Raw genomic sequence first — 26,824 nt, forward strand, 5'->3', positions numbered from 1 at the left:
TGCTCATTTCGGTTCAGCCTTCGGTGAGGACCTCGAGCGACGGAGCCCAGCGCGGAATCTCACCGCGGCCGGAGGGCAGTCGCAGACTGCGAGCGTAGCTGTACTCCTGCAGCGTCTCGATGGCGTGCTCGCGGCCGTATCCGCTGGCGCCCACGCCGCCGAACGGGGTGCCGGTGAACGAGCGGTTGTAGTGGTTGACGAACACGATGCCCACGCGCAGCTCCCGGCTGAACCGCATGGCGCGCTCGGTTTCGCGGGTGAACACGCCGGCGACCAGGCCGAACTCGGTGCCGTTGGCGATGCGGACCGCCTCGGCCTCGTCCCGGAACGGGATCACGCAGACGACGGGGCCGAAGATCTCCTCCGAGGCGATGCGCATGTCCGGGGTGACGCCGGTGAACAACGTGGGCGGGACGTAGTAGCCGTCCGCCAGCTCCGGGTCGGCGGGCAGCGCCGCCTGGGCCGCGATCGTGGCGCCTTCGCGGACGCCGAGGTCGATGTAGTCCAGCACGCGCTGCCGCTGCTCCGGGGTCACCAGCGGTCCGACGTGCGTGCCGGCGTCCGCGCCGTCGCCGACCTTAAGCCGGTTCACGGCGGCCGTGAGCCTCCGGACGACCTCCTCGTAGCGGTCGACGTGGACCAGCACGCGCGAGGCGGCGGTGCAGGCCTCGCCCTGGTTGAAGTACCCGCCTTCCACCGCCCACGGCACGGCCGAGTCGAGGTCCGCGTCTTCGAAGATGACCAGGGCGTTCTTGCCGCCGAGCTCCAGCAGAGTCGGCGTCAGGTTCTCCGCGGCGGTCCGGATCACGGCCTGGCCCGTGGTGGGCGCGCCGGTGAAGGAGACCTTGCCCACGAGCTTGTGTCCGGCGAGCCGCGCCCCGACCGCACCGGTGCCGGGCACGATGTGCACGATGTCGTCCGGGAGGATGGACTGGGCGATCTCGGCGACCCGCATCACCGACAGCGGCGCCTGCTCCGGCGGCTTGATGACCACGGCGTTGCCGGCCGCGAGCGCGGGGGCGATCTTGCCGGCGGTGTGCAGCGGGGGCCAGTTGAACGGGATGATGGCGCCGATGACGCCGAAGGGCTCGCGCAGCGTGATGTCGATCATGCTGCCCGAGTCGCGCGCCTGGCTCGGGATCGCCTCGCAGAGGCCGGCGAACATCTCGAAGATGGTGGGTGCGCCTTCGAGGTCGAAGTTCCGCGCCTGGGTGAAGGGCTTGCCGTTGTCGCTGGACTCCAGCGCGGCGATCTCGTCGGCGTTCTCGCGGATCGCCTGGGCGACCTTCCACAGCCACTTGCCGCGCTCGCGCGGCGTGCGGGCCTTCCACGCGAAGTGCGCCTCGTACGCGGCGCGGACCGCCTGGTCCACCTGCTCCGCGCCCGCGCCCTGGATGACGGCCAGCGGCCTGCCGGTCGCCGGATTGCGCACCGTGAAGCGGTCCGCCTCGTCCTGCGAGGACCAGCGCGTCCGCACGATCTGAGCGGTTTCGAACGTCGTAGTCACGACAGCCTCTCTTTCAGCACCGAGGCGATCCGCTCGGCGATCACGATGGTCGGAACGTTGGTGGCCACGCGCGGCATCGCCGGGAACACCGAGGCGTCCGCGATGGTGAGTCCCTCGACGCCGTAGACGGCGCCGTCGGTGTCGACGACGGCGTCCGGATCACGGTGCGGACCCATCCGCATCGTGGAACTTCCGTGGTTGTAGTGCGCCGGCGCGCGCCGGACCGCGTCCGCGAGCTCCTCGTCGCTCACGCCCGGACCCGGCACCCGCTCGTCCACCAGCAGGTCGGCGAGCGGCTGGGTGCGCGCGATCCTGCGGGCGATGCGCACGGCGTCGGCGACCCGTTCGGCGTCGTCGGCGACCGTGTAGAGCCCGAGATCGATGATCGGCGCGTCCTCCGGGTCGCGTGAGGCGAGCCGCACGGTGCCCCGCGAACGGGGCTGGACGCAGGAGACGAAGAAGACCATGTCCCAGCCGGTCGGGTGGTTCTCGACCGGAGGAACGATCATGGCGGGCAGGCTTCGGGTCGGCACCGCCGCCGAAGGCAGGATCTGCACGTCGTAGTCCGGCTCGCCCGGTCCCGCGGCGACGCTGAGCACGCTGCCGAACATCTGCCGCGCGCCGTCCCGCGGCGGCTTCGCGACGTGGATGTTCCAGAAGGCGGGGTGTTCGGTGAGGTTGCGCCCCACGCCCGGGAGGTCGGCCAGCACGTCGATGCCGTGCGCCGCGAGCTCGGCGCGGTCTCCGACGCCGGAACGCATGGCGATGAGCGGGGTGCTGTAGGCGCCGGCGCTGAGCACGACGTGCCTGGCGTCGATCTCCTCCCCGGAGGCGAGCCGGACCCCACAGGCCCGGGTGCCCCGGAAGAGCACCCGGTCGACCGGCGCGTCGCCGCGCACCCGCAGGTTCGGCCGGTGGCGGACCGGGTTGAGGTAGCCGACGGCCGTGCTCAGCCGCAGGCCGTCGGCCGCGCTGAGCGGAGTGTGCGCGAAGCCCGGTGCGCCCGGCGCGTTGAAGTCGCCGACCGTCGGATATCCGAGCCGTGCGCTCGCCTCTCCCATCGCCGCGACGTGCGGGCCCAGGTCCGCCGCCGTGCTCAGCGTGATTCGGTACGGCCCGCCGAGGCCGTGGAACTTCTCCTCGCCGTACGGGTAGTGCTCCATCTTCTTGTAGAAGGGGAGCATCTCCGGGTAGCCCCACTCGGGCCCGGCCAGGTCCGCCCACGCGTCGTGATCGGACGGCCGGGCGCGCATCGCCACGCAGACGTTGACGGAGGAGGATCCGCCGATGATCCGGCCGCGGGGGACCGGCACCTCGTTGCCGAACTCGTCCGGGACCGATCGATAACCCCAGTCGTAGGAGTACGGCGCGTAGTGGGCGTCGGCGACCTCCGCCGGCAGTTCCTCGACGGTCGCGAAGTCGGGTCCGGCCTCCAGGAGCAGGACGGACAGCCGCGGATCCGCGCTCAGCCGGTTGGCGAGGACGCAGCCGGCGGATCCGCCGCCGATGACGATGACGTCGTAGGTCATGATCACTCCTCCGTCGACGCGGTCCTACACGTACCGGGGGCGGCCGACGACGAACCCGAGGACCAGGTCGACGGCGAAGACCACGGTGAGCATGACCATCGGGACGGCCCAGCCGCCCGTGGAGCCGTGCAGCACGCCGAACAGGAACGGGCCGCCGATGGCGATCAGGTAGCCGAAGCCCTGCGACATGGCCGAGATCCCGGCGGTCTCGGCCGCGGTGCGGGTGCGCAGCGCGAACAGGCCGAGCGCGATCGGGAACACGCCCATGCCCGCCCCCCACAGGAGCGACCACAGCCACGGCACCGACGTCGGCGAGACGAGCATGCCGATCGTGCCGACGATCTCCAGGCCCACGAGACCGGCGATCCACCAGGACTGGCTGCGGCTGCGCATCGCGGCCGGCACGACCACCATCGTGACGGGCAGGGCGGCCGCGACCAGCAGGGCGAGCAGCAGACCCGACTCCTGCTTGCTGATGCCCGCGCCGGTGAACACGTTCGCGGCCCAGCCCATCAGGACGTAGGAGCCCGCCGCCTGCAGCCCGAAGAACCCGGTGATCAGCCACGCGAGCGGGCTGCGCAGCAGCAGCGTGCGCTCCGCCGGCGCGGCCGGGCTCGCGCCGAGCAGGCCGGTGCGGCGCGTTCCGGCGATCCAGACCAGCAGCGCGCCGATGGACAGCAGCGACCACGCGGCCAGGGTGACCCGCCAGCCGCCGATCTGTTCCTGCAGCCAGGGGGTCGCCGCTGCGCCCACCCCGCCGCCGACCATCAGGGCCACGGTGTAGACCGTGGTCATCAGCGGGATCCGCTGGGGGAACGCCTGCTTGACCACGACCGGGATGAGCACGTTGCCGATGGCGATGCCGGACGCCGCGACGAACGTGCCGGCCAGCATCACCCACGGGCCGCCCACGACCCGCAGCAGCAGTCCGGCGGTGAGCACGACCAGACCGGCGCCGACCGCCCGGGCCAGGCCGAGCTTGCGGGCCGCCAGCGGTGCCGCCGCGGCGGCGATGCCGAAGCAGAGGGTGGGTACGGCGGTCAGCACGCTCGCCCAGAGCAGGGAGGCGCCGAGCGACCGGCGCACCTCGTCGAGCAGCGGGCCGACGGTGGTGATGGCGGGACGCAGGTTCGCCGCCGCCAGGGCGACGCCCACCATCAGTAGCGGCGTCCCGACCATGGCGGCGTTCCTCTCGACCGCCACCGGCGCGACTTCTTGTTCCTGCGTGGTCACAGTGTTGCCTCCTTTACTTGCGATACGTCCCATTGCAGGTGGAGCTCGTCGAATCCACGCGCGATGACCAGCCGCTCCCGGCTGCGCGCGTTCGCGGGCCCCAGACGCAGTCCGGGCAGGCGGTCGAACAGCAGTGGAATGGCGATCTGCAGCTGGAGCCGGGCCAGCCCGGCGCCGAGGCAGGTGTGGATGCCGCGGCCGAAGGCCAGCATGTTGCGGCCGGCCCTCGGCCTGATGTCGAACGTGTCCGGGTCGGCGAGCACGCGCCCGTCCCGGTTCGCGGCGCCGAAGTGCACCATCACGCGGTCGCCGGGCCGCAGCCGGCGGCCGGCGAGCTCGGTCTCCGCCGTGACGGTGCGGAAGAGGCCCTGGACCGGAGACTCGAACCGCAGGATCTCCTCGACCATCGCCGCGGGTGTCACCTCGCCCTCGCGCAACGCCGCGAGCTGAGCCGGATTCTCCAGCAGGCTCACCAGCCCGTTGCCGATGGAGCGGGTGACCGTGACGTGCCCCGCGATGATCAGGTTCATCACGATGCGCATGAGCTCGACGTCGTCGAGGCCGTTCTCGCCGTGGTCGGCCGCGAGCGACGCGATGAGCCCGTCGCCGGCCCGCCCCGGGTCCAGCAGCATCCCCATCACGTAGTTCTGCATGGCGATGACGTCGCGGGCGCAGGCGGCCCGCTCCGCCACGTCGCCGCCGCCGACGGACAGCTTCAGCCAGCTGTGGCTCCACTGCCGCAGCAGCGGCACGTCGCCGGTCGGCACGCCGAGGATCCGCGCCATGACGGACAGCGGCAGCGGCCACGCGTAGTTCTCGATGATGTCGGTGGAGCCGGCGGCGGCGAACCGTCCGATCAGCTCCTCGCCGGTCGCCCTGATGAAGGGTTCGAGCTCGGCCACCCGCCGCGGCGTGAAGACCCGGTTCACCGCCACGCGCAGCCGGGTGTGCTCCTCGCCGTCGCTCTCGGTGAGATTGGGCGTCAGCGACCAGCCTTCGGCCAGGATCTGCTTGACCTCGTCGGCCTCCGGCCCCGCGGTCGCCTTCACCGCGCTCTCGGATGAGTACGTCTCCGGATCGTGGGCCACGCGTACGACGTCTTCATGCCGCGTGACGACGAAGACGTCCAGATTCTCGTCATGGAATACAGGGCATCGATCGCGCATCTGCGTGTACGTCGGATACGGGTCGGCCAATTGGCTGTCAGAGGTGGGGTCGAATGTCGGCATAGTCATCGGGGTCGCTCCGCTTGGTGGCTTCTCGTCCGGCGGGCACTGCTCGTCCGGGCACTGCTGGGCCGGGGTGCTGGGCCGGCCGGTGGGGGGGACCGGCCGGCCCAGTCGCGGCGTGCGGTTCAGTCGGCCGCGGCCAGCGCGGGCACGTGGGCACTCAGCTGTCTGCGATCGGTGGCCCACAGGGGGGTGCTGTGCATCTCGGGCACCGCGGGTTCGTGGACGAAGGTGTCGTGCACGCTCTGGGTCGCCTCGGCCAGGCCGCTCTCCCCGGTCAGCACGCTGAGCCTGTTGGACGTGACGAGCAGATCGGTGCGCGCGGCGCCGACCGACCGCAGTGCTTCGAGCAGTCGCAGCGGCGAGCCGGGCAGCTGGCCTATTCCGAGGCCGACGACCGAGAGCCGGGCCAGGTTGGAGGTCCAGTGCACCTCGTCAAGGCGGCTTCCCCGGTCGGCCTCGGCCAGCAGCCCGCGCGCCTCCTCCACGCTCTCCGCGGGCAGGGTGATCGCGAGGTCGCCGGCGTCCTCCGTCCCGAGACTGCCGTAGCGGCGCAGTTCGACCTCGATCTCGCGTTCGGCGAGTCCGCGCAGGATCCGCACCGCGTGGTCCGCGGTGACCTGGCGCAGCACGCAGCGCACGAGACCGGTCTTGGTGGCCACCCCCGCGATCGCGGGGACCTCGCCGAGCGCGGCCGGCGTCCAGGAGTCGCCGGACACCGCCATCGCGGCGGTGCGGCGGCGATATCCGACCCAGGTCTCCGGGCCGCAGGCGGTGTGGTTGGACCGCACCTTCAGGTCGACGCCGTGGGTCCGCGCGTAGTCCACGGAGTCCGCGGCGAGCACCTTGGCTCCGCTCACCGCGAGCTCGGCCATCTCCTCGTAGAGCAGGGCGGTGTGGCGCCGGGCGCCGTCGACCTTCCTGGGGTCGGCGGTGTAGACCCCCGCGACATCGGTGACGATCTCGCAGTGGTCCGCGCCGAGCGCCGCCGCCAGGGCCACGCCGGTGGTGTCCGAGCCGCCGCGGCCCAGGGTGGTGCAGGGCCCTCCGGCACCCGCCTCACCCTGGAAGCCCGCGACGACGGGGATCGCTCCCTTGCGGAGGTCCTCCTTGAGCCTCCGCGGATCCACCTGCTGGATCGTCGCCCGGCCGTGGCGGTCGTCCGTACGGATTCCCGCCTGGGCGCCGCTGAACGACCTGCTGGGTGCGCCCTGGCGGTTCAGCGCCATCGACAGCAGCGCGGCGGACACGGCCTCGCCCGTGCTGAGCAGGGCGTCGAGCTGGGCGGGATCCGGCCGGTCGGACACCGAGGAGGCCAGTTGCAGCAGCCTGTCGGTGGTGCCGCCCATGGCGGACACGACCGCGACGACCTCGTGCCCGTCCGCCCGCGCCGCGAGGATCTGCCGCGCCGCCTCGAAGACCTTCTCGGGCGTGGCGACCGAGGTTCCGCCGTACTTTTGCACAATGAGCGCCATCTCACGCACTCTCTTCCTTCGGAGCGGAGCCGGCTCGGGCCTTACTGCTCGTGCAGGAACTCACGGATCGCGTATCCGACGTGCCGCTGGTCGGTCATGGTGTGCCCGAGGATGTGGTCGCCGGGGCGCAGCTCGGTGAAGTTGTGGACGCTGCCGCCGGCGCCGAGGGCGCGCACGTGCCAGTCGTCCTGGCCGACCATGTTCACGACGTCGCCGCCCGCGGTGCGGGCCTCGATCTGCAGCATCGGGCGGGTCTCCATCTTGATCCGGCACACGATCACCCGGCGCACGCCGCCGTTGGTGTTGACGGCCAGGATCTCCGAGCCGCAGCGCAGCTCGGACAGGTAGCGGGTGCGGTTGCCGGGCGTCAGGGTGTAGGAGCTGAGGGCGGCCGCGTTCACCCGGAAGGGGCGGGTCGGCATGTACGGCAGCGGGTGGGTCTCGCTGCTGACCAGCATCAGGCCGGTCGAGTACGAGCCGACCAGGATGCCCTCGTTGGGCTGCATGTGGGAGCAGGTGTCCACGCACACCCGGTCGCCGAGCCCCAGGTGCGTGAGCTTGACGATCTCCAGCGGCTCCAGCTCCAGCGTCTCGGCCTCGCCCTGGCACACGCGCACCAGCTCGGAGGCGTCGCCGACCCGCCGCGGGGCGAGCAGCACCGCGTCGGAGCCGCGCTCCAGGACGCCGATGGTGACCATCGCGTCCTCGACGTCCTCGACCACGGTGACGATCGAGCCCTTGGCCTTGTCGGCGGCCGCCAGCAGGATCTCCAGCGGGATCTTGCTCGGGTCCTGGCGGAACTCGACCAGGGTCAGCTCCGCCTCATTCGCGATCTTGCAGGCGAGCTGCAGCGTCTCCTCACCCAGCACCTTGACCAGGACGCCGGTGCGCAGGCCGGGCCGGACGCCCTCGAACTTCTCGGCGATGCTGTGGTCGGCGATCAGGATGTCGACCACGCCGACGAGCTGGTCGATCAGGGTCGTGGGGGTCTCGCCGGTGACGACGGCGGCCTTCTCCAGGGTCGGCGGGACCTTCGCGGCGAGCTCTGGGTCGTCCAGCACGACGGCGCCGATGCCGAGATGGGTGCTCTCTTCGATGACGGCGGTGGCGAGTTCGGAGGAGAGGCCGCGGAGGTCGATCCACGCTGTTTTCATGTTCGCACCTTCGGTCGTTAGTCGGTCGTGAGCGGGTGGTGCCTGTCAGGCCACTGTCGCGCCGGCCAGGGCCAGGTCCAGGGGAGTCAGGGTCTTGCGGGAGCCGAGTCCGGCGTGGACTCGCTGGGCGACCGACCGGGCCAGCTTCCCGGGGTCGGTGGCGCGGAATATGTTGCGGCCGACCGCGACGCCGAGCACGCCGGACTCCATCACGCGGTCGATCAGGGTGAGGAAGGCGTCGGTGTCGCCGACCACGCCGCCGCCGGCGGTCACCACCGGGATCGGGCTCGCCTCCACGACCTCGCGCATCGTGACGGGCGAGCCGGTGAACGGGAGCTTCACGATGTCGGCGCCGAGGTCCGCCGCGACGTTCGCCGCGTGCGCCAGCAACGTGGGATCGGCCGGGTCCGCGATGCGCGGGCCGCGCGGGTAGATCATCGCGAGCAGCGGGACGCCCCAGCGTGCGCACTGGTCGGCGACCAGGCCGAAGTCGGCCAGCTGCTCGGCCTCGTTGCTCGACCCGAGGTTGATGTGCACGCTGACACCGTCCGCGCCCAGCGCCACGGCCTCGGCCACGGCGCCGACCAGGGTCTTCGCGTCAGCGTCCGGCGCGTGCCTGGTGCTGCCGCTCAGGTGCACGATCAGGGCCAGCCGCCCGAGCAGCTCGGTGGGAAGGAAACGGACCCGGCCCTTGTGGACGACGATCCCGTCCACGCCGTTCGCGGCCATCGCCGTGACCAGCCCGGTGAAATCGGCGGCGGACGACACCGGCCCGTCCGCCAGTGAATGATCGAGCGGAACCAGGAACGCCGTCCCGGAAGCCGAGTGCAGAATCCGCTGGGTCCGTAGGTTCTTTCCAGACCAACCGTACGCTTCTGCCATCTCTTGACACCCCATTTCCAGTTCGGGAATTCATTTGGAGCCGGCGGCCGCGCACCGTCGCTCTGCCAGGCGTTTCGCGAGTTCCTGCCAGGCCTGCCCGCTCGCCTCCGCGAGTTCCGCGACGAATTCGACGCAGTGGTCCGGCAGGTCGCCGACGAGGCGTTCCCGCGTCCGCGCGTCCATCTCGGCCACCGCCAGAACGCTCAGCAGCAGCCGGCCGGACTCGTTGAACCGCAGCGACGGGTCGGAGCGGAGCGCGCGCAGCATCGCGCCCGTCCGGTCCGGCCCGGCGGGCCGCGGAGTGGCGCCCCGAGCGCGTCGTGGATCGGGGTTCTGCTTGGGCGACGCGGCTCGCTGCTCCGCGGCCCGCTGTTCCGGGATCAGCGCCGTGGCCTGCTCGTTCAGTTGCATCCGCACGGCCCGTACGGTGCCCGGGGACACCCCGGCCGCCGCGCTCACGGTGCGCAGCGAGGAGGTGGGATCGCGCAGCAGGATCTCCCTGGCGCGCTCGCGCCCGGAGGCCGCGCTGACCGGGCGCACCCGGCCGTCCCGGCCGATCCTGACCTCGGCCACCGGCGCTCCGCACTGGCCGCGCAGCGCGCCGACGGTCTTGGGCGAGAGCCCCACGACCTCGGCCACCGCCCGGTTCGACCAGCCCGGGTGCTCGCGGAGGATGCGCAGCACGGCCGATTTCCGGTCGGCCAGCGAGAGCGGCAGCCCGTGCCGCACGTTCAGCCGTACCGCCAGCACGAAGGCGCCGGCGTCGTCGCCGTCGAAGTAGCGAACTCGGATCGCCCGCTCTCCGCGCAACTGCGCGGCGCGCACCCGGTGCATCCCGTCGATCACCCGGTTCGTGCCCCGCTGCACGACGATCGGCGGCAACTCGGCCTCCGGCTCCAGCTCCGCGAGAGCCAGCGCGTGATCGGCGTCCTCTCCCGCGGATCGGGGTGAGCCCCTCAGGACGAGCTCGGCGATCGAGATCCACTCGACGTCGGAGCCGATGTCCGTCTCCCGCTCGCAACTGATCGCATCCCCGCTTACCACGTGACTCACCCCTCGTCATCAGCGGGCCTGGCGTGTCCTTGAGAGCACTCTGTCGCAAAATCATACCTTACACAAGGTATTTTTTTATAAATGGCCTTTCACCTGCGATTACACGCAAAGGCTGCTCATGATCATACCTTTACTACGGTATGTTTCTGACTGTGCAAGCGAGGATCGTCCCCGGTTGCACAAGGCAGCCTGGAGCTACGCCGGCCGCCCGCACGTACAAGAGGTCTCGGTCGTCTGAAGGGGTAACCATGGGGAACGACCTGCGAGCTGACACCACCCGCGCCCGACTCGAGGCGAACCGGAACCGGCGCGTCGAGATGCTGCGGGCCGAGCCGGAGCTCGCGGACCGGATGCCGCTGCGCGAAGTCTTCGAGAGCACCGCGGAGCCCGGACTGCGGCTTGCCGAGATCGTCAAGCGCACCTTGACGGGATACGGCGACCGGCCCGCGCTCGCCGAACGCGACAAGGAGTTCGTCTCCGTGGCCGGACGCACCGAGCTGCGGCGGCTGCCCAGGTTCGACACCGTCTCCTACGGCGAGCTGTGGTCCCGGCTGAGCGCCGTCGCCGCCGACTGGTACCACCACGGCGAGCATCCGCTGCGCGCCGGTGACTTCGTGGCGATCCTGGGCTTCGCCGGCGTCGACTACACCACCGTGGACCTGGCGTGCGGTCAGGTCGGCGCGGTCGCCGTGCCGCTGCACAACACCGCCACGGTCGCCCACATCCGCCACCTGGTCGGCGAGGCCGCTCCGCGCGTCTTCGCCACGAGCGCGGAGCGGCTGGGCACGGTGCTCGAAGCGCTGGCCGGGGAGACGTCCGTCGTCCGGCTGATCGTGTTCGACCACTGTCCCCAGCTCGCCGAGCACCGGGAGAGCGTGGCGGACGCGCGCCGGCTGCTGGCCGAGACCGCCTCGCCGATTTCGCTGGAGCTGCTGTCGCGCGTCATCGAGCGCGGGAGTGCGCTGCCGCCCGCGCCGGACCTGCCGCCGGTCGACGACGCGGGAGAGGTGCTGTCCTCACTGATCTACACCTCCGGCAGCACGGGCACTCCGAAGGGCGTCATCTTCCCGGAGTCGACCGTCTCTCTGATGTGGCGGCCGCCCGAGCAGCGTCACCCGATGATCACCGCCAACTTCCTGCCGCAGAGCCATCTCGTCGCCCGGCGGCTCGTGATCAAGACGCTCGCACTGGGCGGCACCGCGTACTTCGTGGCCGACAGCAATCTCTCCACGCTGCTGGAGGATCTCGCGCTGATCCGGCCGACGGAGTTCGCCATGGTGCCGCGCGTCTGCGAGCTGCTCCACCAGAGCTATCTGAGCCTGCTGGACCAGTGGAACGCCGAGGAGCTGCGGCGGCATTTCCGGGACGTGGTTCTCGGCGGCCGTGTCATCCACACCCCCTGCGGCTCCGCCCCGCTCGCGCCGGAGCTGGCCGCTTTCGTCGAGTCCTGCCTGGACGTTCCGTTCTTCGACAGCTACGGCACCACCGAGACCGGGCTCGTCATGCTGGACCACCGCGTGCAGCGGGCGTTCGTGCTCGACTACAAGCTCGTCGACGTGCCCGAACTCGGCTACTACACCACCGACACGCCGTATCCGCGGGGCGAGCTGCTGGTCAGGACCAAGCTGATCACCCCCGGCTACTACCGGCGCCCGGACGTCACCGCGGAGGCCTTCGACGACGACGGCTACTACCGCACCGGCGACATCATGGCCGAGGTCGAGCCCGACCGGCTGTACTACCTCGACCGGCGCAAGAACGTGCTCAAGTTGTCCCAGGGCGAGTTCGTGGCGCTGGCGAAGCTGGAGGCGGTCTATGTCGCCAGTCCGCTGCTGCAGCAGATCTTCCTGTACGGCAACAGCTCCCGCCCGTACCTGCTCGCCGTGGTGGTGCCGACCGCCGAGGCGCTCGACCAGGCGTCCGACGAGGCGGCGCTGAAGGCGGCGATCCACGAGTCGCTGCAGCACATCGCGAAGCGTGCCGACCTCAAGCCGTACGAGATCCCGCGCGATCTGCTCGTCGAGACGGTGCCGTTCAGCCAGGAGAACGGACTGCTGTCCGACTCGACCAAGCAACTGCGTCCGCGGTTGAAGGAGCACTACGGCGAGCGGCTGGAGCGGCGTTACGCCGAGCTGGCCGAGGAGCAGATCGACGGCCTGCGCGGTCTGCGGCACGACGAGAACCGCCCGGTCGTGGAGACGGTCGGCCGCGCCGTGCGGGCGCTGCTCGGAGCGTCCGCCGGCGAGCCGGGCCCGGGGACGCGCTTCACCGACATGGGCGGAGACTCGCTGACCGCGCTGTCGCTCTCGAACCTGCTCAAGGAGATCTTCGGCACCGAGGTCCCGGTCGGGACGCTGCTCGGTCCGGCCAACAGCCTTGGCGAGATCGCCGGCCAGATCGAGCGGCTACGTGATCCGTCGGCGCAGCGGGCCACGTTCGCCGGTGTGCACGGCGACCAGGCCACCGCGGCGCGGGCCGGGGACCTCGTGCTCGCCAGGTTCGTCGACGAGGCGACGCTGACCGCGGCCACGGCCCTTCCCCAGCCGACCGGCGCTCCCACCACGGTGCTGCTCACCGGAGCCAACGGCTATCTCGGCCGTTTCCTGTGCCTGGAGCTGCTGCAGTCGCTGGCCCGCAGCGGCGGCACACTGATCTGTCTCGTGCGCGGCGCCGACGACGCGGCCGCCCGCGCGCGGCTGGAGGACTCGCTGGACAGCGGGGACGTCGAGCTCAAGCGGCGGTTCGCCGAGCTGGCCGGCGCCGGCGCGTTGCAGGTGCTGGCCGGCGACGTCGGCGCGCCGAACCTGGGCCTGTCCGAGCGGACCTGGCAGCGCCTGGCCGCGACGGTGGACGCCGTCGTGCACGCGGCCGCGCTGGTGAACCACGTGCTGCCGTACCGGCAGCTGTTCGGCCCCAACGTCGCCGGCACGGCCGAGGTCGTCCGGCTGGCCGTCACCACCCGGCTGAAGCCGGTCGGCTTCCTGTCCTCCGTGGCCGTCGCGTCGCACGGAACCGGCATGGACGAGGGCGCCGACATCCGCGTGGCCAGTCCCGTGCGGCCGATCGACGAGAGCCACGCCAACGGCTACGCCACCAGCAAGTGGGCGGGCGAGGTGCTGCTCCGCGAGGCGCACGACCTGTGCGGGCTGCCGGTGACCGTGTTCCGTTCGGGCATGATCCTGGCGCACGGCCGTCACACCGGGCAGCTGAACGTGCCGGACGCGTTCACCCGTCTGGTGCTGAGCCTGATCGCCACCGGAATCGCGCCCGGGTCGTTCTATCGCGGCGGTGACGCGAGCCGGGCCCACTACGACGGCCTGCCCGGGGACTTCGTCGCCGCCTCGGTGGCCGCCCTGGGAACCGGCGCGGCCGGATATCGCACGTTCAACGTGGTCAACCCGCACGACGACGGAATCTCACTGGACACCGTCGTCGACTGGCTGGCCGATTCCGGGATCGCGATCCGCCGCGTCGGGGACTACCAGGAGTGGTGCGAGCGGTTCGAGGCCGCGCTGCGAGAGCTGCCGGACAAGCAGCGGCAGCACTCGCTCCTCCCGCTGATGCGGGCCTGGCGGGAGCCCGCGACGCCCCGGGCCGGGTCGGCGTTTCCCGCCGAACGGTTCCAGGAAGCCGTGGGGGACATTCCGCACCTGTCCCGGGCGCTGATCGAGAAGTACGTGTCGGATCTACGGCACCTGAGCCTCCTCTAGGCGGGCAGCACGGGCCAGCCGTGGCGTCTCGCCCACGAGGCCAGCACCGGGTCGTCGCCGACGACCCTCGGACTGCCGACGAACGTCAGCAGGTCCAGGTCGCTGGAGTGGTCGCCGTACGCGAAGCAGACGGCGGGGCTGACTCCGAGACTCCGGAGCAGCTCCGCGGCGGCCTCGGACTTGGCGGGGCCGATCATCGATGTGGCCACCTCGCCGGTCAGCAGTCCGTCGCCACCGACGACGAGCTCCGTGCACAGCACCTCGTCGCCACCCACATCCGCGGCCAGCGGATCGAGCACCGCCCGGCACGAGCCGGAGACCAGCACGACCAGGTCTCCGGCCGCTCGATGTCCGGCCAGCGCCGCCGCGGTGGAGCCCACGAAGGCGTCAGGCCGCTGACGATGCCGCGCGTACCAGCGACTGCCCGCCTCCGCCAGCGTCGCGCTGGGAACGCCGGCGAAGAGCCGGTAGTAGGCGCGGTTCGCGGCCGCCCTGCCCTCCCGCTCCGCCACCGCCCCCAGCTCGGCCACGGCGCCGAGGAAGGCCGCGTCATCGCGGCCCAGCCAGTGCCGCAGGAACTCGACCATGCTCTTCCCGGCCAGCAGCGTCTCGTCCACATCGAAGAAGGCCACCCGAAGGGGAACGCTTAGGCTTTTCACAGCAAGATCCCAGTAACATACCTTCGCAAAGGTTTTTTCCTAGGATTCCCCCAAGCGAGGGCAGAGTGGCTCAGGAGCGCGCGGTTCAGACTCGGGCACTGGTGCTCGCCGCGGCGGCGGAGGAGTTCGCCGCGAACGGCTACGAGGGCACAAAGCTGCTCAACGTGGTGGAACGCACCAGTATGACGAAAGGTGCGCTGTACGGACATTTCTCCTCCAAAGAAGAGCTGGCGGCCACCCTGATCGAGGAGGCCGGGGACGAGCTGATCGCACGTGTGGAACGGCGCGCCGAGGGCACGACGGCGCTGCTGGCACTGCGGGAGACGATGCTCGATCTCACCCGGCACCTGCGCCGGGACGCGCTCGCCAGGTCCGCGTTGCGGCTCGCGGTGGAGGCCCCGCACCTGGACCGGCACGCTCACGGGCTGGTCGGACGGATCTCCCTGTCACTGGCCCGCGCCGTGGCCCGTGCGCACGCGGAGAGCCGGGTGATGGGCAGGCATCCCCCCGACACCGTCGCCCGGCTCCTGATGTCGCTGTTCTTCGAGATCCCGCATCCCGCACCCCGTGACGACGCGGATGCCGCGCGCCGGTTCGACGACCTGTGGAAGGCCGTGTCCGGACCTCGGGACGGTGGTTCGGACACGGTCTAGTCAGCCGAGGCCGAGGAAGGCCTTCGCGTACGCGTCCGCCGCCGGGGCGAACCGCAGCGCGCCGTGACCGGCGCCGGTGTGGACGTCCCGCCACCGCCGTTGCACCGGATCGTCCTCCGCCAGCCCGTGGCCGCCGCACGCGGCGAACAGCCGGTCGACGGCGCTGACGCAGAGCTCCGCGGCGGCCGCCGCGTCGCACCGGTTCTGCGCGACGGTCCGCGCGTCCACCATGCCCCGGTCGGCGCGGTCGGCGGCCTCCCGGAGCAGCAGGCGGGCGGCGGACGCCTCCGGCGAGGACCGGGCGAGCGCCTGCCGGGCGTCCGGATCCGGCGACAGACGCGCGGCCCGCGTGGAAACACAGTCCGCCACCGCGCCCAGGGCGGCTCCGACCAGGGGGGCGGCGAACATCACCGCCGCGACCAGCGTGTAGGGCACGTTGTGGCACCGTGCCTGCCGGGCGCTCCGGGTGCCGAGCAGTTCCGGCAGCGCGACCGTGCGGTGCTCGGGGACGAGCGTGTCGCACAGAACCACCGTGTTGGTCCCCGTCCCCCGCATGCCGGCGGCCTGCCAGGTGTCCTCGACCACGAAGTCCCCGGCCGGGACGGCGAAGATCCGCACCGTCTCCCCGTCGCCGTCCGGCACCGTGCTGGCGAGCAGCACCCAGTCGGCGAAGTCCACCCCGCTGGCCCGGCCCCACTCGCCCCGAAGCAGCCAGCCACCCGGCACGGGCGTGGCCCGGCCCGACGGCGGCATGACGGACGCGGAGATCAGGGTGTCCGGGCCCGAGCCCCAGATCTCCTCCCGCGCCTGCTCGGGCAGGTAGGCGGCGATCCGTCCGTGCGCGGCGAACAGAGTCGCGCACCACGCGGTCGAGGGGCAGCTCTCGCCCACGGTGATCGCCGCCTCCACCAGCGGTGCGAAGCCTCCGGCCGCCCCGCCCCACCGGCTGGGGACGAAGTGCCGGGGGAATCCCGCCTCCACCAGCGCGGCCACCGACTCCCGCCGAAGCCGGCGCGAACCGTCCACCTCGGCGGCGTACCGGGCCGCGCGGTCCACGAGTTCGGTCACGTCCAGACGGTGGTCCGGAGACACCGAGGTCAGCGTCATCGGCGGTCCTGTCCGCTGCTCGTGTCAGGGCCCAGCCTGAGCTCGACCGTGCCGGCGGCGACCTCGTCGCCGTTCTGCTCGGCGACGACGCGGACCACCATCCGGTCCGCGTCGCCACAGCCGGGCCGCGGCCTGGCGGTGATCCGGACCGGGGTGTCGAGTTCGCAGAAACTCGCGAACTCGCTCCGCAGACCGGTGACCATGGCCCGGTGACCGGCCGGCGGGTGGGTCACGGCGAGCGCGGCCTGCCGGAACGCCTCCAGCACCACCATGCCCGGCACGTGGTCCACATGGTGGTCGACCATCTCGGTGTTGCTGTCGTCGAGCCGCAGCAGCCAGCCGTCGGCGTTCCCGTCGTCGGCCAGCAGCACGTCCTCCTTGCGCTGGCGCCCGACCTCGCCGGGCGAGAGCGGGCAACCGATGAAGGGCACGGACTCGTGCAGTGGGGGCGCCGCCTTCCGGCCGCGGATCGCCTGGTACACGCGCGGATCCACCGCCTGCGAAAGAAGGCTGCCGTGCCCGCAGACCACCCCGGCCACGCTGACCTCGACCTCCAGGCGCATGCACAGCCGACGGCAGGTCCACTTGGCGGTGGGAGCGCAGGTGACCCGCAGGTTGACCGGGAGCCACGGCGTACGGGAGGGAGGCGTGGTGCCGTCGATTTCGAGCGTGACCGCGCCGAGGATGAACTTGTGCGTCTCGGGCACCCCGTAGAAGCGGTGCTGAATGTAGTAGCCGGCCTGCCGGAGTGCTTCTGTCGGTAACATCGGGTCGGTCCAGCCGGAGTCGTCCTGCTGGTAGAGGCAGTGGTCACGCGGCAGCATGGCCGCGATGATGAAACTGTCCGGCGCCTGCCGGACTCCGTCGGTGAGCAGCACGCGCTCGGCCGCGGACTTGTGGACCAGTTCGCGGGACACGAAACGCGGGCCGGGTAAGTGCGCGCCGCCGGCGGGCTCTGGCATTGCATCCCAGTCCCAGGTGAACGGGGACGACGACTGCCAGGTAGTCGGCAGGGTGACGTCTTCTGCCGATAGTTGAGCACTCATCTCTGATCCCTTCTGATCTGGACCTTGCGCGATCGCGTGCGATGGTGTCCTAGGTCACACGGAGAAAAATATACGTCCGTGAAGGTATATTTTGGAATGACTCGGAGGGTTGACGCGCGAGTTGACGAGGTGATCAGTGAACAGAGGTGAAACATACCTGGAAGGCGGTACGCTGAACGGGAGCCCCACAGAACGGATCACGCGTGTGAGTAAGATCGGCACTCCCAGAACCACCATCACGCACCGAGCGCAGCCGCGCAACGCGCCGCAGCAGGCACGGGCCGCGCAGACCCGGGCCCAGGTGCTCGCCTCGGCGGCCGAGCTGTTCGCCGACCGCGGATACCCGCACACCTCCATCGACCACATCGCCAAGCAGGTCGGCATGACCAAGGGCGCGGTGTACTTCCACTTCCGCGACAAGAAGGACATCGCCGCCGAGATCGTGCGCGAGCTGTACAACCGGTGGCGCGTTCGCATCGACGAGGCGCAGGCCATGGGCCTGCCGCCGATGGAGACGGTCGAGGCGCTGCTGAAGAACGCCGCCGACAAGTTCTTCGAGGACGACATCGTCAAGGCCGGAGCCAGGATCCAGGCCGAGCGTTCGCTGTCCGACACGACCCTGCCCGAGCCCTACGTCGAGTGGATCGCCACGCTCTCGACGCTGCTGGCGAAGGCGAGCGGCGCCGGTCAGCTCCGCGAGGGCATGGACCCCGAGTCCGCCGCGTACATGCTCGTGTCGGCGTTCTTCGGCCTGCAGCACGTCTGTGACGTCCTCAACCAGCGCGCCGATCTGCCCCGCCGCTGGGAGGAGATGAGCCGCCTGCTCTTCGCCTCCATCGCCGCCTCCCCGCAGTAGGACAACCGCCGGGAGCCCACCCAAGGAGACCTTCGCATGTCTGCTTCGATCCTCCCGGCAGTTCCCCTCGGCGCCGGCGGTCCGCCGGTCGGCGCCCAGGGCCTCGGCTGCATGGGCTTCAGCGAGTTCTACGGACCCACGGCGCCGGCCGAGGCCCGGGAGACCCTGCGGATCGCCCTCGCCCTGGGCGTCACCATGTTCGACACCGCGGACCTGTACGGAGACGGCGACAACGAGAGGTTCCTCGGCCCCTTCGTCCGCGCCCACCGGGACCGGGTCTTCCTCGCCACCAAGTTCGGCATCGTCCGGCGGGCGGGCGAGAAGGCCTGGAGCGAGGTCCGCGGTGACCGCGCGTACGTACGCCAGAGCGTCGACGCGAGCCTGAAGCGCCTCGGCATCGACGAGATCGACCTCTACTACGCGCATCGCCGCGACACGTCCGTCCCCATCGAGGAGACGGTCGGCGCCATGGCCGAGCTGGTGCGGGAGGGCAAGGTGCGCCACCTCGGTCTCTCCGAGGTGACCGGGGCCGAACTGCGCGCGGCGCACAGCGTGCACCCGATCGCGGCACTGCAGTCCGAGTGGTCGCTGTTCACCCGCGACATCGAGGCGTCCGTGGTTCCGGCGGCAGCGGAGCTCGGTGTGGCACTCGTCGCCTACTCGCCCCTCGGCCGGGGCTTCCTCACCGGAGCGTTCACCGGCGCTCAGGGGCTGAGCACCGGCGACGTCCGGCTGAAGATGCCCCGGTTCACCGGCGACCACGCCGACGCGAACGCCGCGCTCCTCGAACCGGTCCGCGACATCGCCGCGCGCCGCGAGGTCACCCCCGCGCAGGTCGCGCTCGCCTGGGTTCACCAGCGTTCCCGGGTCCACGGCCTTACGGTTCTACCCATTCCCGGCACGCGTTCTCCCGCCCGGCTCCGGCAGAACGTCGCGGCCGCGACGATGACCTTGTCGGACGGCGAGCTCGCCGCGCTGGAACCACTGGCGGCGAAGGTGGCCGGAGCGCGTTACCCGGACATGAGCTCCACGGCCACCGCCCGCGAGTGACACCGGGCCTCTCGCTGGACTCGGGGCGGGCCTGAGCGACCGGGCCGCCAGCGGGCATCTTCGATCTCGGCGGCCAGGGCCTCGTCGTGCTCGCCCGCGTGTCCGGTGCCCGCGCATGGGAGCGCCGGCGGCGCGGTTCAGTCCGGGCGGTCGAGGTCGGTGGCGGCCAGCGCCCGGGCCATCGCGGTGCGGTTGCGGACGCCGAGCTTGCGGTAGACGCTTCCGAGGTGCGTCTCGACCGTCTTGGGCGTGACGATCAGCTCCTGGGCGATCTGCCGGTTGGTCCGGCCTTGGGCCGCCAACCGGGCCACCCGCCACTCTCCGGGGGTCAGCCGGGCCCCGTGCGGCTCCGGCGGCCGTGTACCGGCCTCGGTCAGTGCGCTCCGCGCCCGCCGCGCGAGCCCCGCGGCTCCGCACTCCTCCGCCAGCCGGAGAGCCTCGGCCAGGGCGGCCGGGCCGGCCTGGGGGTGCTGCCGCCACGTGCGGCGGCCGAAGGCGTGCAGGGCGGTGGCGAGCTCCAGCCTGGCCGGGCCCGTCCGCAGCACCCGCACCGCCTCCTCCAGCAACTCCGGCTCGGCCCGGCCCCCGGTCACCGTCGCCACCACCCGCAGCGCTCGGCCGAGGGCGCGTGCGGCGCCCCACCGGCGGGCCAGGTCGAGGTCCTCGGCGGCCAGCGCCAGGGCCGCGTCACGGGCCCCGAGGACGTGCTTGCCCAGTGCGGCCACCATCCGCCACGGATACGAGGCCGGGTTCAGCCAGCCGTCCGCGAGCAACCGGCGGCCCACCTGCTCCGCCCGCCGGACCGCCTGTTCGGCCCGCCCATGGGCGAGGTCCAACTGGGCAGCCATCAGGTCCAGGCGGCATTGCAGGGCCCTGTAGGGCGAGACGTCGGCGGACGCTCCGGCGAGCGCCTCGGCCGCAGCCTCCAGCCGCCCCTGCGCGAGGTGCACCTCTGCCAGGATCTGTCCGGCGAAGACCGGGGTCAGCGGGACCGGCACCCTGCCGAGCAGTCGTACGGCCTGCCGCATGCCGGTCTCGGCCTCGGCGAGGTGACCGCGCGCCAGCAGTGCGTGCACCCGGAGGTAGCCGATCAGCGCGGCCAGGTACGTCGAGCCCGCTTCACGCGCCGTGGACCAGTCGCGGTCGAGCTGCCGCAGCACATCGTCATGGTCGGCGTCGATCAGGACCAGGTAGGAAAGCGACGACGACGCATCCTGGTCGGCCATGCCGGACGAACGCAGCCGCAGCACCCGTAGCGCCGTGGAGACGGCCGCGTCCCGGTCGAGATCGATGACGGCGGTCCAGAACGCGGTGAACCCGTCGAGCTGACACCGCACCTGGTCGCTGAGCCTCGGCGCGGCCGAAAGCACCGCCAGGTGCCGCGCACCGGTGTGCCGCAGGTCCAGCTCGGCCGCCGCCGCCGCGATGATCTGCGTCCGCAGCCGGTGGTCCAGCTCGGCATGCCCGTCGCCCAGCTCGGTGAGGGCGTTCTCCATGAGGGTGATCGCGTCGGCGTTGCGGCCGTTGAGGACCACCGCGCGACCGAGCAGCTCGGCGGCCTCGGCCCGCCCGGCCGCGTCCGGGGCCAGCGCGGCCGCGCGTCGCAGGTAGCCGATCGCGGCCGGCCAGTCGAACCAGTACGCGATCTCGCCGGCCATCCGCACCAGGCCGGCGGTCGCCTCCGGGGTGGGCGGCTCCTGCAGGGCCCGCTCCAGGAACGCCAGCGCGGACCGTGGCGCCCCCCGGCTCGACGCGTGGTCGGCGGCGGCCACCAGCGTGTCCACCACCCAGCCGTCGCCTGAGGGCAGGGTCTCGAGCAGGTGGGCGGCGACCAGCGGTGCCGGCCGCCCGGCGGCGAGCAGCTCGGCCGCTCGCCGATGCAGGCGGCTGCGCTCCACCACGGCGATGCCGGAGTACACGGCGTGCCGGGTCAGGTCGTGGACGAACTCGAGCCGCCCGTCGCCGCGCAGGACGCCCGCGGCCACCAGTTCGTCGTGGCCCCGCGCGAGTGTCTCCGTGCCGCCCGCGAGTTCGGCGACGAGCCCCGGGCCGGCCTCTTCCCCCAGTACGGCGCATATCTGAGCGACCCGCGCAGCCTCGGGGGTGAGGTGCGCGAGCACGGCGCCCATCCACTGGCTCAGCGCCGCCCCGCCGAGCGCACGCAACGCCTGCTCGTCGCCCTCGGCCGCCGGACCGCCGGCGGCACCGGCGGCCGCCGCCAGCTCCCGTACGAACAGCGGGTTGCCGCCGGTCAGGCGGTGGCAGGCCGCGCACAGCCGGGTGTCCGCCGCCTCGCCGTTGACGGCGCGCACCAGGCGGGCCGTGGCGGCCGGCGTCAGCGGAGCCGGCCGCAGCACCGCCACGGCCGGATCGGCGGCGAGCTCCGAGCACGGCCCCGGCGCGGCGGCCGGCCGACCGGCCAGCACCATCGCCAGCGGCAACTCGGCCATTCCGGGGAGCATGTGCAGGAACACGCGCAGCGAGGGGTCGTCGGCCCAGTGCACGTCGTCGACGACCAGTGCCACCGGGCCGGCCTTGGCGACGTTCACCAGCAGCCGGTACAGCACGTGGAACGCCCCCGGGTCACCGGGCGACGGCCCGTCGAGGTGCGAGTCGAGCAGCGCGAGCGCCCGGTGGGCGGGACCACGCAGCAGCCGTACCCGCTGGGCGGTGTCGGCGCCGAGCAGCACCGGTTCGACCAGCTGACGCAGCACGCCGTAGCCGGACCGCTGCTCCAGCCGGCTGCCGCGGGCACTGAGCACCCGGCAGCCCGCCGTCCTGCCGAGGCGGCGGGCGGCGCCGGCCAGCGCGCTCTTGCCGATGCCGGCCGGGCCCTCGATCAGCACCACGCCGCCCTGTCCGCGCACCGCCGCGCCGAACAACCCCCGCAGCCGCCCCACCTCGGCGTCGCGCTCCAGCAAGGACGGTCCGTGATCCACCCGTCAAGTCTGCCAGCCGGGGATGATAGAGCCATATCTCCCGGACCGCCTCGGGGATTTCCCTAGAAATGGTTTCGAATCCGCCCGGCGTCTCGCGGCGACGATGCTCGGCAGCCCCCTCTGAGCTGGGGCGACACGCCGCCGACGGAGACAGGGGGTGACATTGGGGGGGACCCCGATGCCCCGGGGCCGCCGGTTGGCCGATCTTCTGATGGTGGCGCCCACACGGGGCGGGCGTCCGCCAGTAGAAGGAGGGTGCATGGTCACGGCAGAAGGGCTCGCCGCTTACCTCGACATTCGTCGCGATTCGCGCGGACACCTGCCGCAGCAGCTCATGGAGCAACTGGCCGAGGCGATCCGCGGTGGCCTCCTGCCCGCCGGGACGCGGCTTCCGTCCACCCGCGCGATGGCCCGGCTGCTCGGGGTGTCCCGCGGGGTGGTGGTGTCGGCCTACGAGCTGCTGCTCGCCCGTGGCTTCGTCGAGGGACGGCCACGCTCGGGTACGTACGTCACGGGCGAGCCGTCACCGCATCGCCGGAGCATCCCCTCGCCGCCCGTCCGGCCGGTCGTGGCGGACTTCACTCCCCGCGCCGCCGTGGCCGGCGCCTTCCCGCTGGCCGCATGGCGGTCCGCCTGGCGCCAGGCCAGCTATCTGCCGCCGGACGGCGAGGCGGCTCCGCTGGGGTCGGCCGCCCTCCGCGAGGCCGTCGCCGAGCACCTGCACCGGACCCGCGGGCTCGGTGTCGAGGCCCGCGACGTGGTGGTGGCCGTCGGGCTGCGGCAGGCCTGCTGGTACCTGTTCGAGGCGATCGGACGGCTGACCGGACAGCCGATCGGGCAGCGGGAGGCCGGAGCGGCGGCGGTGGCCGTCGAGCAGCCGGCGCCGGGATATCCCGTGCAGGCCGCCCGGCAGGCCGGATGGACGACCCACGCGCTGCCGGTCGACACGGAGGGCGCGCGGGTGGACCTGCTGGACGGGATGGACGGGGTACGCGCCGCCGTCGCGTTCGCCGAGGGCAATCACCCGTTCGGCGCGGTGCTGTCGCCGGCCCGCCGGAGGATGCTCGCGGAGTGGGCTCGGCGGACGGGCGGATATCTGGTGGACATCTGCACCGAGCAGACCGGGGCAGGTGACGCACCGCTTCCTTCGCTGCTCGACCTGGTCGGCGGGCGAGTGATCCTCGCGGGGACGCTGGGTGACGGTCTCGCCCCGCCCGGGTTGGCGTACCTGGTGCTCCCGCGGCCACTGGTGCCGCTGGTCGCGCAGGTCGCGGGAGGTGACGACGGGCGGCTCGGCGGGACGGCGCAGGCGGCGTTCACCCGCCTGCTCGGTGACCGGGCGGTCGCCCGGCACGTCAGGCGCGCGTCGCGGCTGTACGCCCGGCGGCGCGAGGAGGTGCGTGCCGCGCTGGCACATGTCGGGCGACCCGCACGGCTGGTTCTCGGCCCCCGCGGCGCCAGCGCGGCACTGCTGTTACCGCGCCAGAGCGTCGATCCCGTGGTGACCGAACTCGCCGGCCGTGGGGTGACCGTGGGCCGTCTGTCGGACCTGTACCAGGTGCGGGCGGTCGACGCCCCTGACGGAATCGTCCTCGGTTTCGGCCACCTGACCGACGAGGAACTGCGCCACGGCCTCCGGGCCGTCCGCACGGTGCTGACCGGCCTGACCCGGGCGCGGGCCGGCAGGGGCGTCGACGGTGTGCCTGCGCACCCGTGTCCGGCCCCGTGTTCGGCACGGCCCGTGTCCGGCCGCCGCCCGCACGCCGGCGACAAGGCCGAGCTCGTTTCCGGCGCGCCGCGGCCTCCCGCCCGGTCATCCGCGGGTCCGCGGCGGTCTGGCGGCCCCCGCCGTAACGCGGTCCAGCGCGTGGACCAGCTCGACCCGGCCGCCGATGCGCAGCTTGCGGTAGGTGTTGGTCAGATGCAGCTCGACGGTCTTGGGAGTGACGAACAGGGTTTCGGCGATCTCGCGATTGGACATGCCGGTGGCGGCCAGCTCGGCGACCCGGCGCTCTGTTGAGGTCAGCGCGGTGGTGCCGGGCCCGGCCGGCGCGGTCCGGGACCCGGCCGCCCCCGACATGGCGTCCACTCGCTCACGCAACGGGGGGCAGTCACACTGGGCCGCGAGTTCGGCGGCGTCGTCCAGCAGTTCGCGCGCCCAGCCGCGCCGGCCTCGCCGGTCGGCCGCGGCGGCCAGGTCCACCAGCGCCTTGGCGTACTCCAGCCGGGCGAGCGATCCGGCCAGCACGTCGACCGCCTCGGCCAGCAGCGGGAAGCCGTCCTGTGCGCCGAGCACGACGCCGGCGACCCGCAACGCGCGGCCCAGCGGCCGGGGCGCGCCCCAGCGACGGGCCAGGGCCACCTCGGCCAGCGCGAGCTCCGCCGCCTGGTCGCCCTGACCCATCCGGTGCAGGGTGCGGGCCGCCTCGGTGCGCCAGGGAACGAACGCGGGGTTGTCGCCGCCGAAGCGGGCGAAGAGGCGACCGGCGTCCAGCGCCGCGGCCACCGCCCGTTCGCCGCCCACCGTGCGGCGGAGCAGCCGCGCCCGTGTGTCGGCGTAGAAGTACATGGGACCGGCGGGCGGCGGCTCCTCCGGCAGACCGGCCCACGCCAGCGCGGACCGCGCGCCGGCCAGGTCGCCGCGCTCGGCCAGGATGTCGGCCAGGAACGGGGCGACGAACGGCCGGCCGAGCCGTACTCCGGAACGCTCGACGGCCTCCACCGCGGTGCGCGCCTCCCGCTCCGCCTCGGCGAGATTGCCGCGCCACAGCTCGTGGAGCGCCGCCAAGGCGTGCGCGGGCCCGTGCGCGCGGACGCTGCCGCGGCGGTACGCCTCCCGCCGGGCGTGGTCGATGCTGGTGCCGGCCTGGTCGTCCTCGGCGGCCAGGAGCGCCAGCCAGCCGCACACGAGCGGACTGTCCCCGGTGCCTAGGCGCACCAGCAGTCCGTCGGAGAGGCCGCGGCGGGCGGCCTGCGCGGCCTGCGGGCGGGTCTCGAACGCGGCCCGCAGGGCGAGCACGCAGTCGAGCGCCCGCCCGCCGGCGCTCGGTGGCTCGTCGTCGCCCGCGGCCTGCCCCACCTCGTCGAGCAGGTGCAGCCGGCCGGGTTCCAGCACGGTCACGTTGACCAGGTACGCGTCCAGATGACGGCGCAGCCCGGCGTCGGACGTCTTGTCCAGCGCCTGCCGCGCGTCACGCCAGGCCCGTACGGCCGGCTCCGTGTCGCCGCCGAACAGCAACGCCTCCCCGAGCCGTAGACCGGCCGCCGCCCGGGCGGCGGGTTCGACGGCCGACGCCAGGGCCTGCTCGCCGTAGCGCGCGGCGGCCTCGACATCGCTGTGCAGCGCGACGTCGGCGAGCTGTTCGACCAGGACCTGGCGGTCCCGGTCGCCGGTCACGTCGGGCAACGCCCGCCGCAGATAGGTGTACGCGCTGTCGGGGGAACCGCGGAACAGCGCGGTCTCGGCGGCGCGCCGCAGGTATCCGGCCGCGTCCGGCACCACGCCCGGGGGCACCTGCAGGATGTGCGCGGCGATCCGCTCCGGCTCCGCGCCCGTGGCGGCCAGGTGCAGCGCCGCCGCCCGGTGTCCCCGTAACCGGCGGGTGGTGTCCAGGTGCTCGTAGGCCGACCGCTGCAACAGCTGGTGCGGGTAGCCGAACCGGCCGGCGGGCGCGCGGACCAGTATGTGACTCCGGATCAGCCGGTCGACGGCGGCGGCGGTGGCCTCGACGCCGAGGCCGGAGACGGCCGAGATCGCGGGCAGGTCCGCTTCGTTGCCCAGAAGGGCGACGGCATGTGCCACATCGACGGCGTCCTGCGGCAGGCTCCCCAGGTGGGGCCTCACCCGGGAGGGAAGGAGCACCGTGGCCAGCCGGGTGATGTTGCCGCTCGTGGGGGTGACGCCCTGTTCGACGCAGCCTCGGGCCAGCTCGGTCAGCAGGAGCGGGTTACCGCCGCTGGAGTCGTGACAGGCGGCGACGAAGGCGTCGTCGGGCCGGGTGCCGAAGATCGTCGCGAGCACGGCGGCGGCGCCGGGCAGCCCGAGCGGCCGCAGCCGTACGAACTCGGTGCTGGGCGTGCGCAGGATCTCGGCCAGCAGGTCGGGGACCGGCGCGCCGGACGTCATCGCCAGCATCATGGTCAGCGGCAGGCCGTCCAGCCGGGGCAGCAGGTAGGCCAGCAGCCGCAGAGAGGGCGGATCGGCGTACTGGACGTCGTCGACGACGAGAGTCAGCGGTTCCGCCGTGCACGCGTTCACCACCAGCCAGTACAGGCCGTGCAGCACCGGGAGGTCGCCGACCGGCCGGATCGCCTCGACGGTGAATACCGAGGCGGCCTGCGCGGCGGCGCCGGCGAACAGCGGGCCCCGCCCGAACTCGGCTTCCGCGGTCAGCATCGGCTCGAACAATTGCCGCGTCACGCCATAGGCGAACTCGCGTTCCAGCGGCGACCCCAGGGCCCGGGCGACGGAGTGGCCGCCTTGACGCAGCCGCTCTCGTACCTCGGTCAGCAGTCGCGTCTTGCCGATTCCGGGAGGACCCTCGACGACGAATATCCGCCCGCCCGTATCAGGAGTGACGGCACGCGCCGCGTCGATCAGGATGGAGACGCCCTCGTCCCGCTCCTGTAGGGGCGGGTGCGCTGATCTCGGGACCATCCTGCGTTCGTGGTAGGGCGGTGGACTGGCCGGCGAGTACGACGCCGACGGTTTCACCGCGGTGGCGGGCTGCGATTAACTTCTC

At 72.5% G+C, this 26,824-nt stretch carries 17 protein-coding genes and 1 pseudogene; 5 read left to right on the forward strand and 13 right to left on the reverse strand.

What is annotated here, in order from left to right; all coding sequences use genetic code 11:
* Nucleotides 1-13: 13 nt before the first annotated feature.
* The 8 genes from HHX33_RS17540 to HHX33_RS17575 form a co-directional block, all read right to left on the reverse strand.
* A complete protein-coding gene (locus HHX33_RS17540) occupies nucleotides 14-1,507 on the reverse strand; it encodes an aldehyde dehydrogenase family protein (protein ID WP_220501908.1) in 1,494 nt (497 codons plus the stop codon).
* Complete coding sequence (locus HHX33_RS17545; protein ID WP_182875547.1) at nucleotides 1,504-3,036, reverse strand: GMC family oxidoreductase; 1,533 nt, start codon at nucleotides 3,034-3,036, stop codon at nucleotides 1,504-1,506. Before HHX33_RS17545 ends, HHX33_RS17540 begins: the two co-directional genes overlap by 4 nt.
* 24 nt (nucleotides 3,037-3,060) lie before the next feature.
* Nucleotides 3,061-4,269, reverse strand: a complete 1,209-nt coding sequence (locus HHX33_RS17550) for an MFS transporter (RefSeq protein ID WP_208868463.1) — start codon at nucleotides 4,267-4,269, stop codon at nucleotides 3,061-3,063.
* Entirely contained in the window at nucleotides 4,266-5,504 is a 1,239-nt protein-coding gene (locus HHX33_RS17555) for a cytochrome P450 (protein ID WP_182875548.1), read from the reverse strand. Before HHX33_RS17555 ends, HHX33_RS17550 begins: the two co-directional genes overlap by 4 nt.
* Nucleotides 5,505-5,623: 119 nt before the next feature.
* Nucleotides 5,624-6,973 (reverse strand): aspartate kinase, encoded by a 1,350-nt coding sequence (locus tag HHX33_RS17560; protein ID WP_182875549.1) that lies wholly within the window; start codon nucleotides 6,971-6,973, stop codon nucleotides 5,624-5,626.
* 41 nt (nucleotides 6,974-7,014) lie between these two features.
* Nucleotides 7,015-8,127 (reverse strand): 3-dehydroquinate synthase II family protein, encoded by a 1,113-nt coding sequence (locus tag HHX33_RS17565; RefSeq protein WP_182875550.1) that lies wholly within the window; start codon nucleotides 8,125-8,127, stop codon nucleotides 7,015-7,017.
* Between the two features lie 45 nt (nucleotides 8,128-8,172).
* Nucleotides 8,173-9,024 (reverse strand): 2-amino-3,7-dideoxy-D-threo-hept-6-ulosonate synthase, encoded by an 852-nt coding sequence (locus tag HHX33_RS17570; protein WP_310738343.1) that lies wholly within the window; start codon nucleotides 9,022-9,024, stop codon nucleotides 8,173-8,175.
* A gap of 15 nt (nucleotides 9,025-9,039) precedes the next feature.
* Complete coding sequence (locus HHX33_RS17575; RefSeq protein WP_220501909.1) at nucleotides 9,040-10,053, reverse strand: ParB and winged helix-turn-helix domain-containing protein; 1,014 nt, start codon at nucleotides 10,051-10,053, stop codon at nucleotides 9,040-9,042.
* Between the two features lie 257 nt (nucleotides 10,054-10,310).
* Between HHX33_RS17575 and car the strand changes: the two genes are divergently transcribed.
* Nucleotides 10,311-13,772, forward strand: coding sequence for a carboxylic acid reductase (gene car, locus HHX33_RS17580; protein ID WP_220501910.1), 3,462 nt, complete (start codon nucleotides 10,311-10,313; stop codon nucleotides 13,770-13,772).
* Here car and HHX33_RS17585 read toward each other — a convergent pair.
* The gene (locus tag HHX33_RS17585; RefSeq protein ID WP_220501911.1) at nucleotides 13,769-14,404 is read right to left on the reverse strand and encodes an HAD family hydrolase; all 636 of its coding nucleotides are present in this window, start codon (nucleotides 14,402-14,404) and stop codon (nucleotides 13,769-13,771) included. The genes car and HHX33_RS17585 overlap by 4 nt on opposite strands.
* 92 nt (nucleotides 14,405-14,496) lie before the next feature.
* On the opposite strand from HHX33_RS17585, the gene HHX33_RS17590 reads away from it, so the two are divergent.
* Nucleotides 14,497-15,084 (forward strand): TetR/AcrR family transcriptional regulator, encoded by a 588-nt coding sequence (locus HHX33_RS17590; RefSeq protein ID WP_182875551.1) that lies wholly within the window; start codon nucleotides 14,497-14,499, stop codon nucleotides 15,082-15,084.
* Here HHX33_RS17590 and HHX33_RS17595 read toward each other — a convergent pair whose 3' ends face one another.
* A complete protein-coding gene (locus HHX33_RS17595; protein ID WP_182875552.1) occupies nucleotides 15,085-16,191 on the reverse strand; it encodes an acyl-CoA dehydrogenase family protein in 1,107 nt (368 codons plus the stop codon). It abuts the gene before it with no gap.
* Nucleotides 16,188-17,237, reverse strand: a complete 1,050-nt coding sequence (locus HHX33_RS17600; protein ID WP_182875553.1) for a ScbA/BarX family gamma-butyrolactone biosynthesis protein — start codon at nucleotides 17,235-17,237, stop codon at nucleotides 16,188-16,190. Before HHX33_RS17600 ends, HHX33_RS17595 begins: the two co-directional genes overlap by 4 nt.
* A gap of 205 nt (nucleotides 17,238-17,442) precedes the next feature.
* On the opposite strand from HHX33_RS17600, the gene HHX33_RS17605 reads away from it, so the two are divergent.
* Nucleotides 17,443-18,093, forward strand: coding sequence for a ScbR family autoregulator-binding transcription factor (locus HHX33_RS17605; RefSeq protein ID WP_165900710.1), 651 nt, complete (start codon nucleotides 17,443-17,445; stop codon nucleotides 18,091-18,093).
* A 36-nt stretch (nucleotides 18,094-18,129) separates the two neighbouring features.
* Complete coding sequence (locus HHX33_RS17610) at nucleotides 18,130-19,143, forward strand: aldo/keto reductase (protein ID WP_182875554.1); 1,014 nt, start codon at nucleotides 18,130-18,132, stop codon at nucleotides 19,141-19,143.
* A gap of 137 nt (nucleotides 19,144-19,280) precedes the next feature.
* Here HHX33_RS17610 and HHX33_RS17615 read toward each other — a convergent pair whose 3' ends face one another.
* The gene (locus tag HHX33_RS17615; protein WP_182875555.1) at nucleotides 19,281-22,082 is read right to left on the reverse strand and encodes a helix-turn-helix transcriptional regulator; all 2,802 of its coding nucleotides are present in this window, start codon (nucleotides 22,080-22,082) and stop codon (nucleotides 19,281-19,283) included.
* Nucleotides 22,083-22,416: 334 nt separating this feature from the next.
* Here HHX33_RS17615 and HHX33_RS36150 point away from each other — a divergent pair.
* Nucleotides 22,417-22,581 (forward strand): annotated as a pseudogene (locus HHX33_RS36150) (GntR family transcriptional regulator); the annotation flags it as partial.
* Between the two features lie 1,314 nt (nucleotides 22,582-23,895).
* On the opposite strand, the gene HHX33_RS37245 reads toward HHX33_RS36150, so the two are convergent.
* A complete protein-coding gene (locus HHX33_RS37245; protein WP_182875556.1) occupies nucleotides 23,896-26,739 on the reverse strand; it encodes a helix-turn-helix transcriptional regulator in 2,844 nt (947 codons plus the stop codon).
* Nucleotides 26,740-26,824: the final 85 nt, after the last annotated feature.

The organism is Microbispora sp. H10670 (assembly GCF_014161385.1).
Taxonomy (GTDB): domain Bacteria; phylum Actinomycetota; class Actinomycetes; order Streptosporangiales; family Streptosporangiaceae; genus Microbispora; species Microbispora triticiradicis.

Coding starts and splice junctions, on each gene's coding strand:
- HHX33_RS17545 (WP_182875547.1), bottom strand. CDS start 3,036: ATGACCTACGACGTCATCGTCATCGGCGGCGGATCCGCCGGCTGCGTC.
- HHX33_RS17555 (WP_182875548.1), bottom strand. CDS start 5,504: ATGACTATGCCGACATTCGACCCCACCTCTGACAGCCAATTGGCCGAC.
- HHX33_RS17560 (WP_182875549.1), bottom strand. CDS start 6,973: ATGGCGCTCATTGTGCAAAAGTACGGCGGAACCTCGGTCGCCACGCCC.
- HHX33_RS17565 (WP_182875550.1), bottom strand. CDS start 8,127: ATGAAAACAGCGTGGATCGACCTCCGCGGCCTCTCCTCCGAACTCGCC.
- HHX33_RS17570 (WP_310738343.1), bottom strand. CDS start 9,024: ATGGGGTGTCAAGAGATGGCAGAAGCGTACGGTTGGTCTGGAAAGAAC.
- car (WP_220501910.1), top strand. CDS start 10,311: ATGGGGAACGACCTGCGAGCTGACACCACCCGCGCCCGACTCGAGGCG.
- HHX33_RS17595 (WP_182875552.1), bottom strand. CDS start 16,191: ATGACGCTGACCTCGGTGTCTCCGGACCACCGTCTGGACGTGACCGAA.
- HHX33_RS17600 (WP_182875553.1), bottom strand. CDS start 17,237: ATGAGTGCTCAACTATCGGCAGAAGACGTCACCCTGCCGACTACCTGG.
- HHX33_RS17610 (WP_182875554.1), top strand. CDS start 18,130: ATGTCTGCTTCGATCCTCCCGGCAGTTCCCCTCGGCGCCGGCGGTCCG.
- HHX33_RS37245 (WP_182875556.1), bottom strand. CDS start 26,739: ATGGTCCCGAGATCAGCGCACCCGCCCCTACAGGAGCGGGACGAGGGC.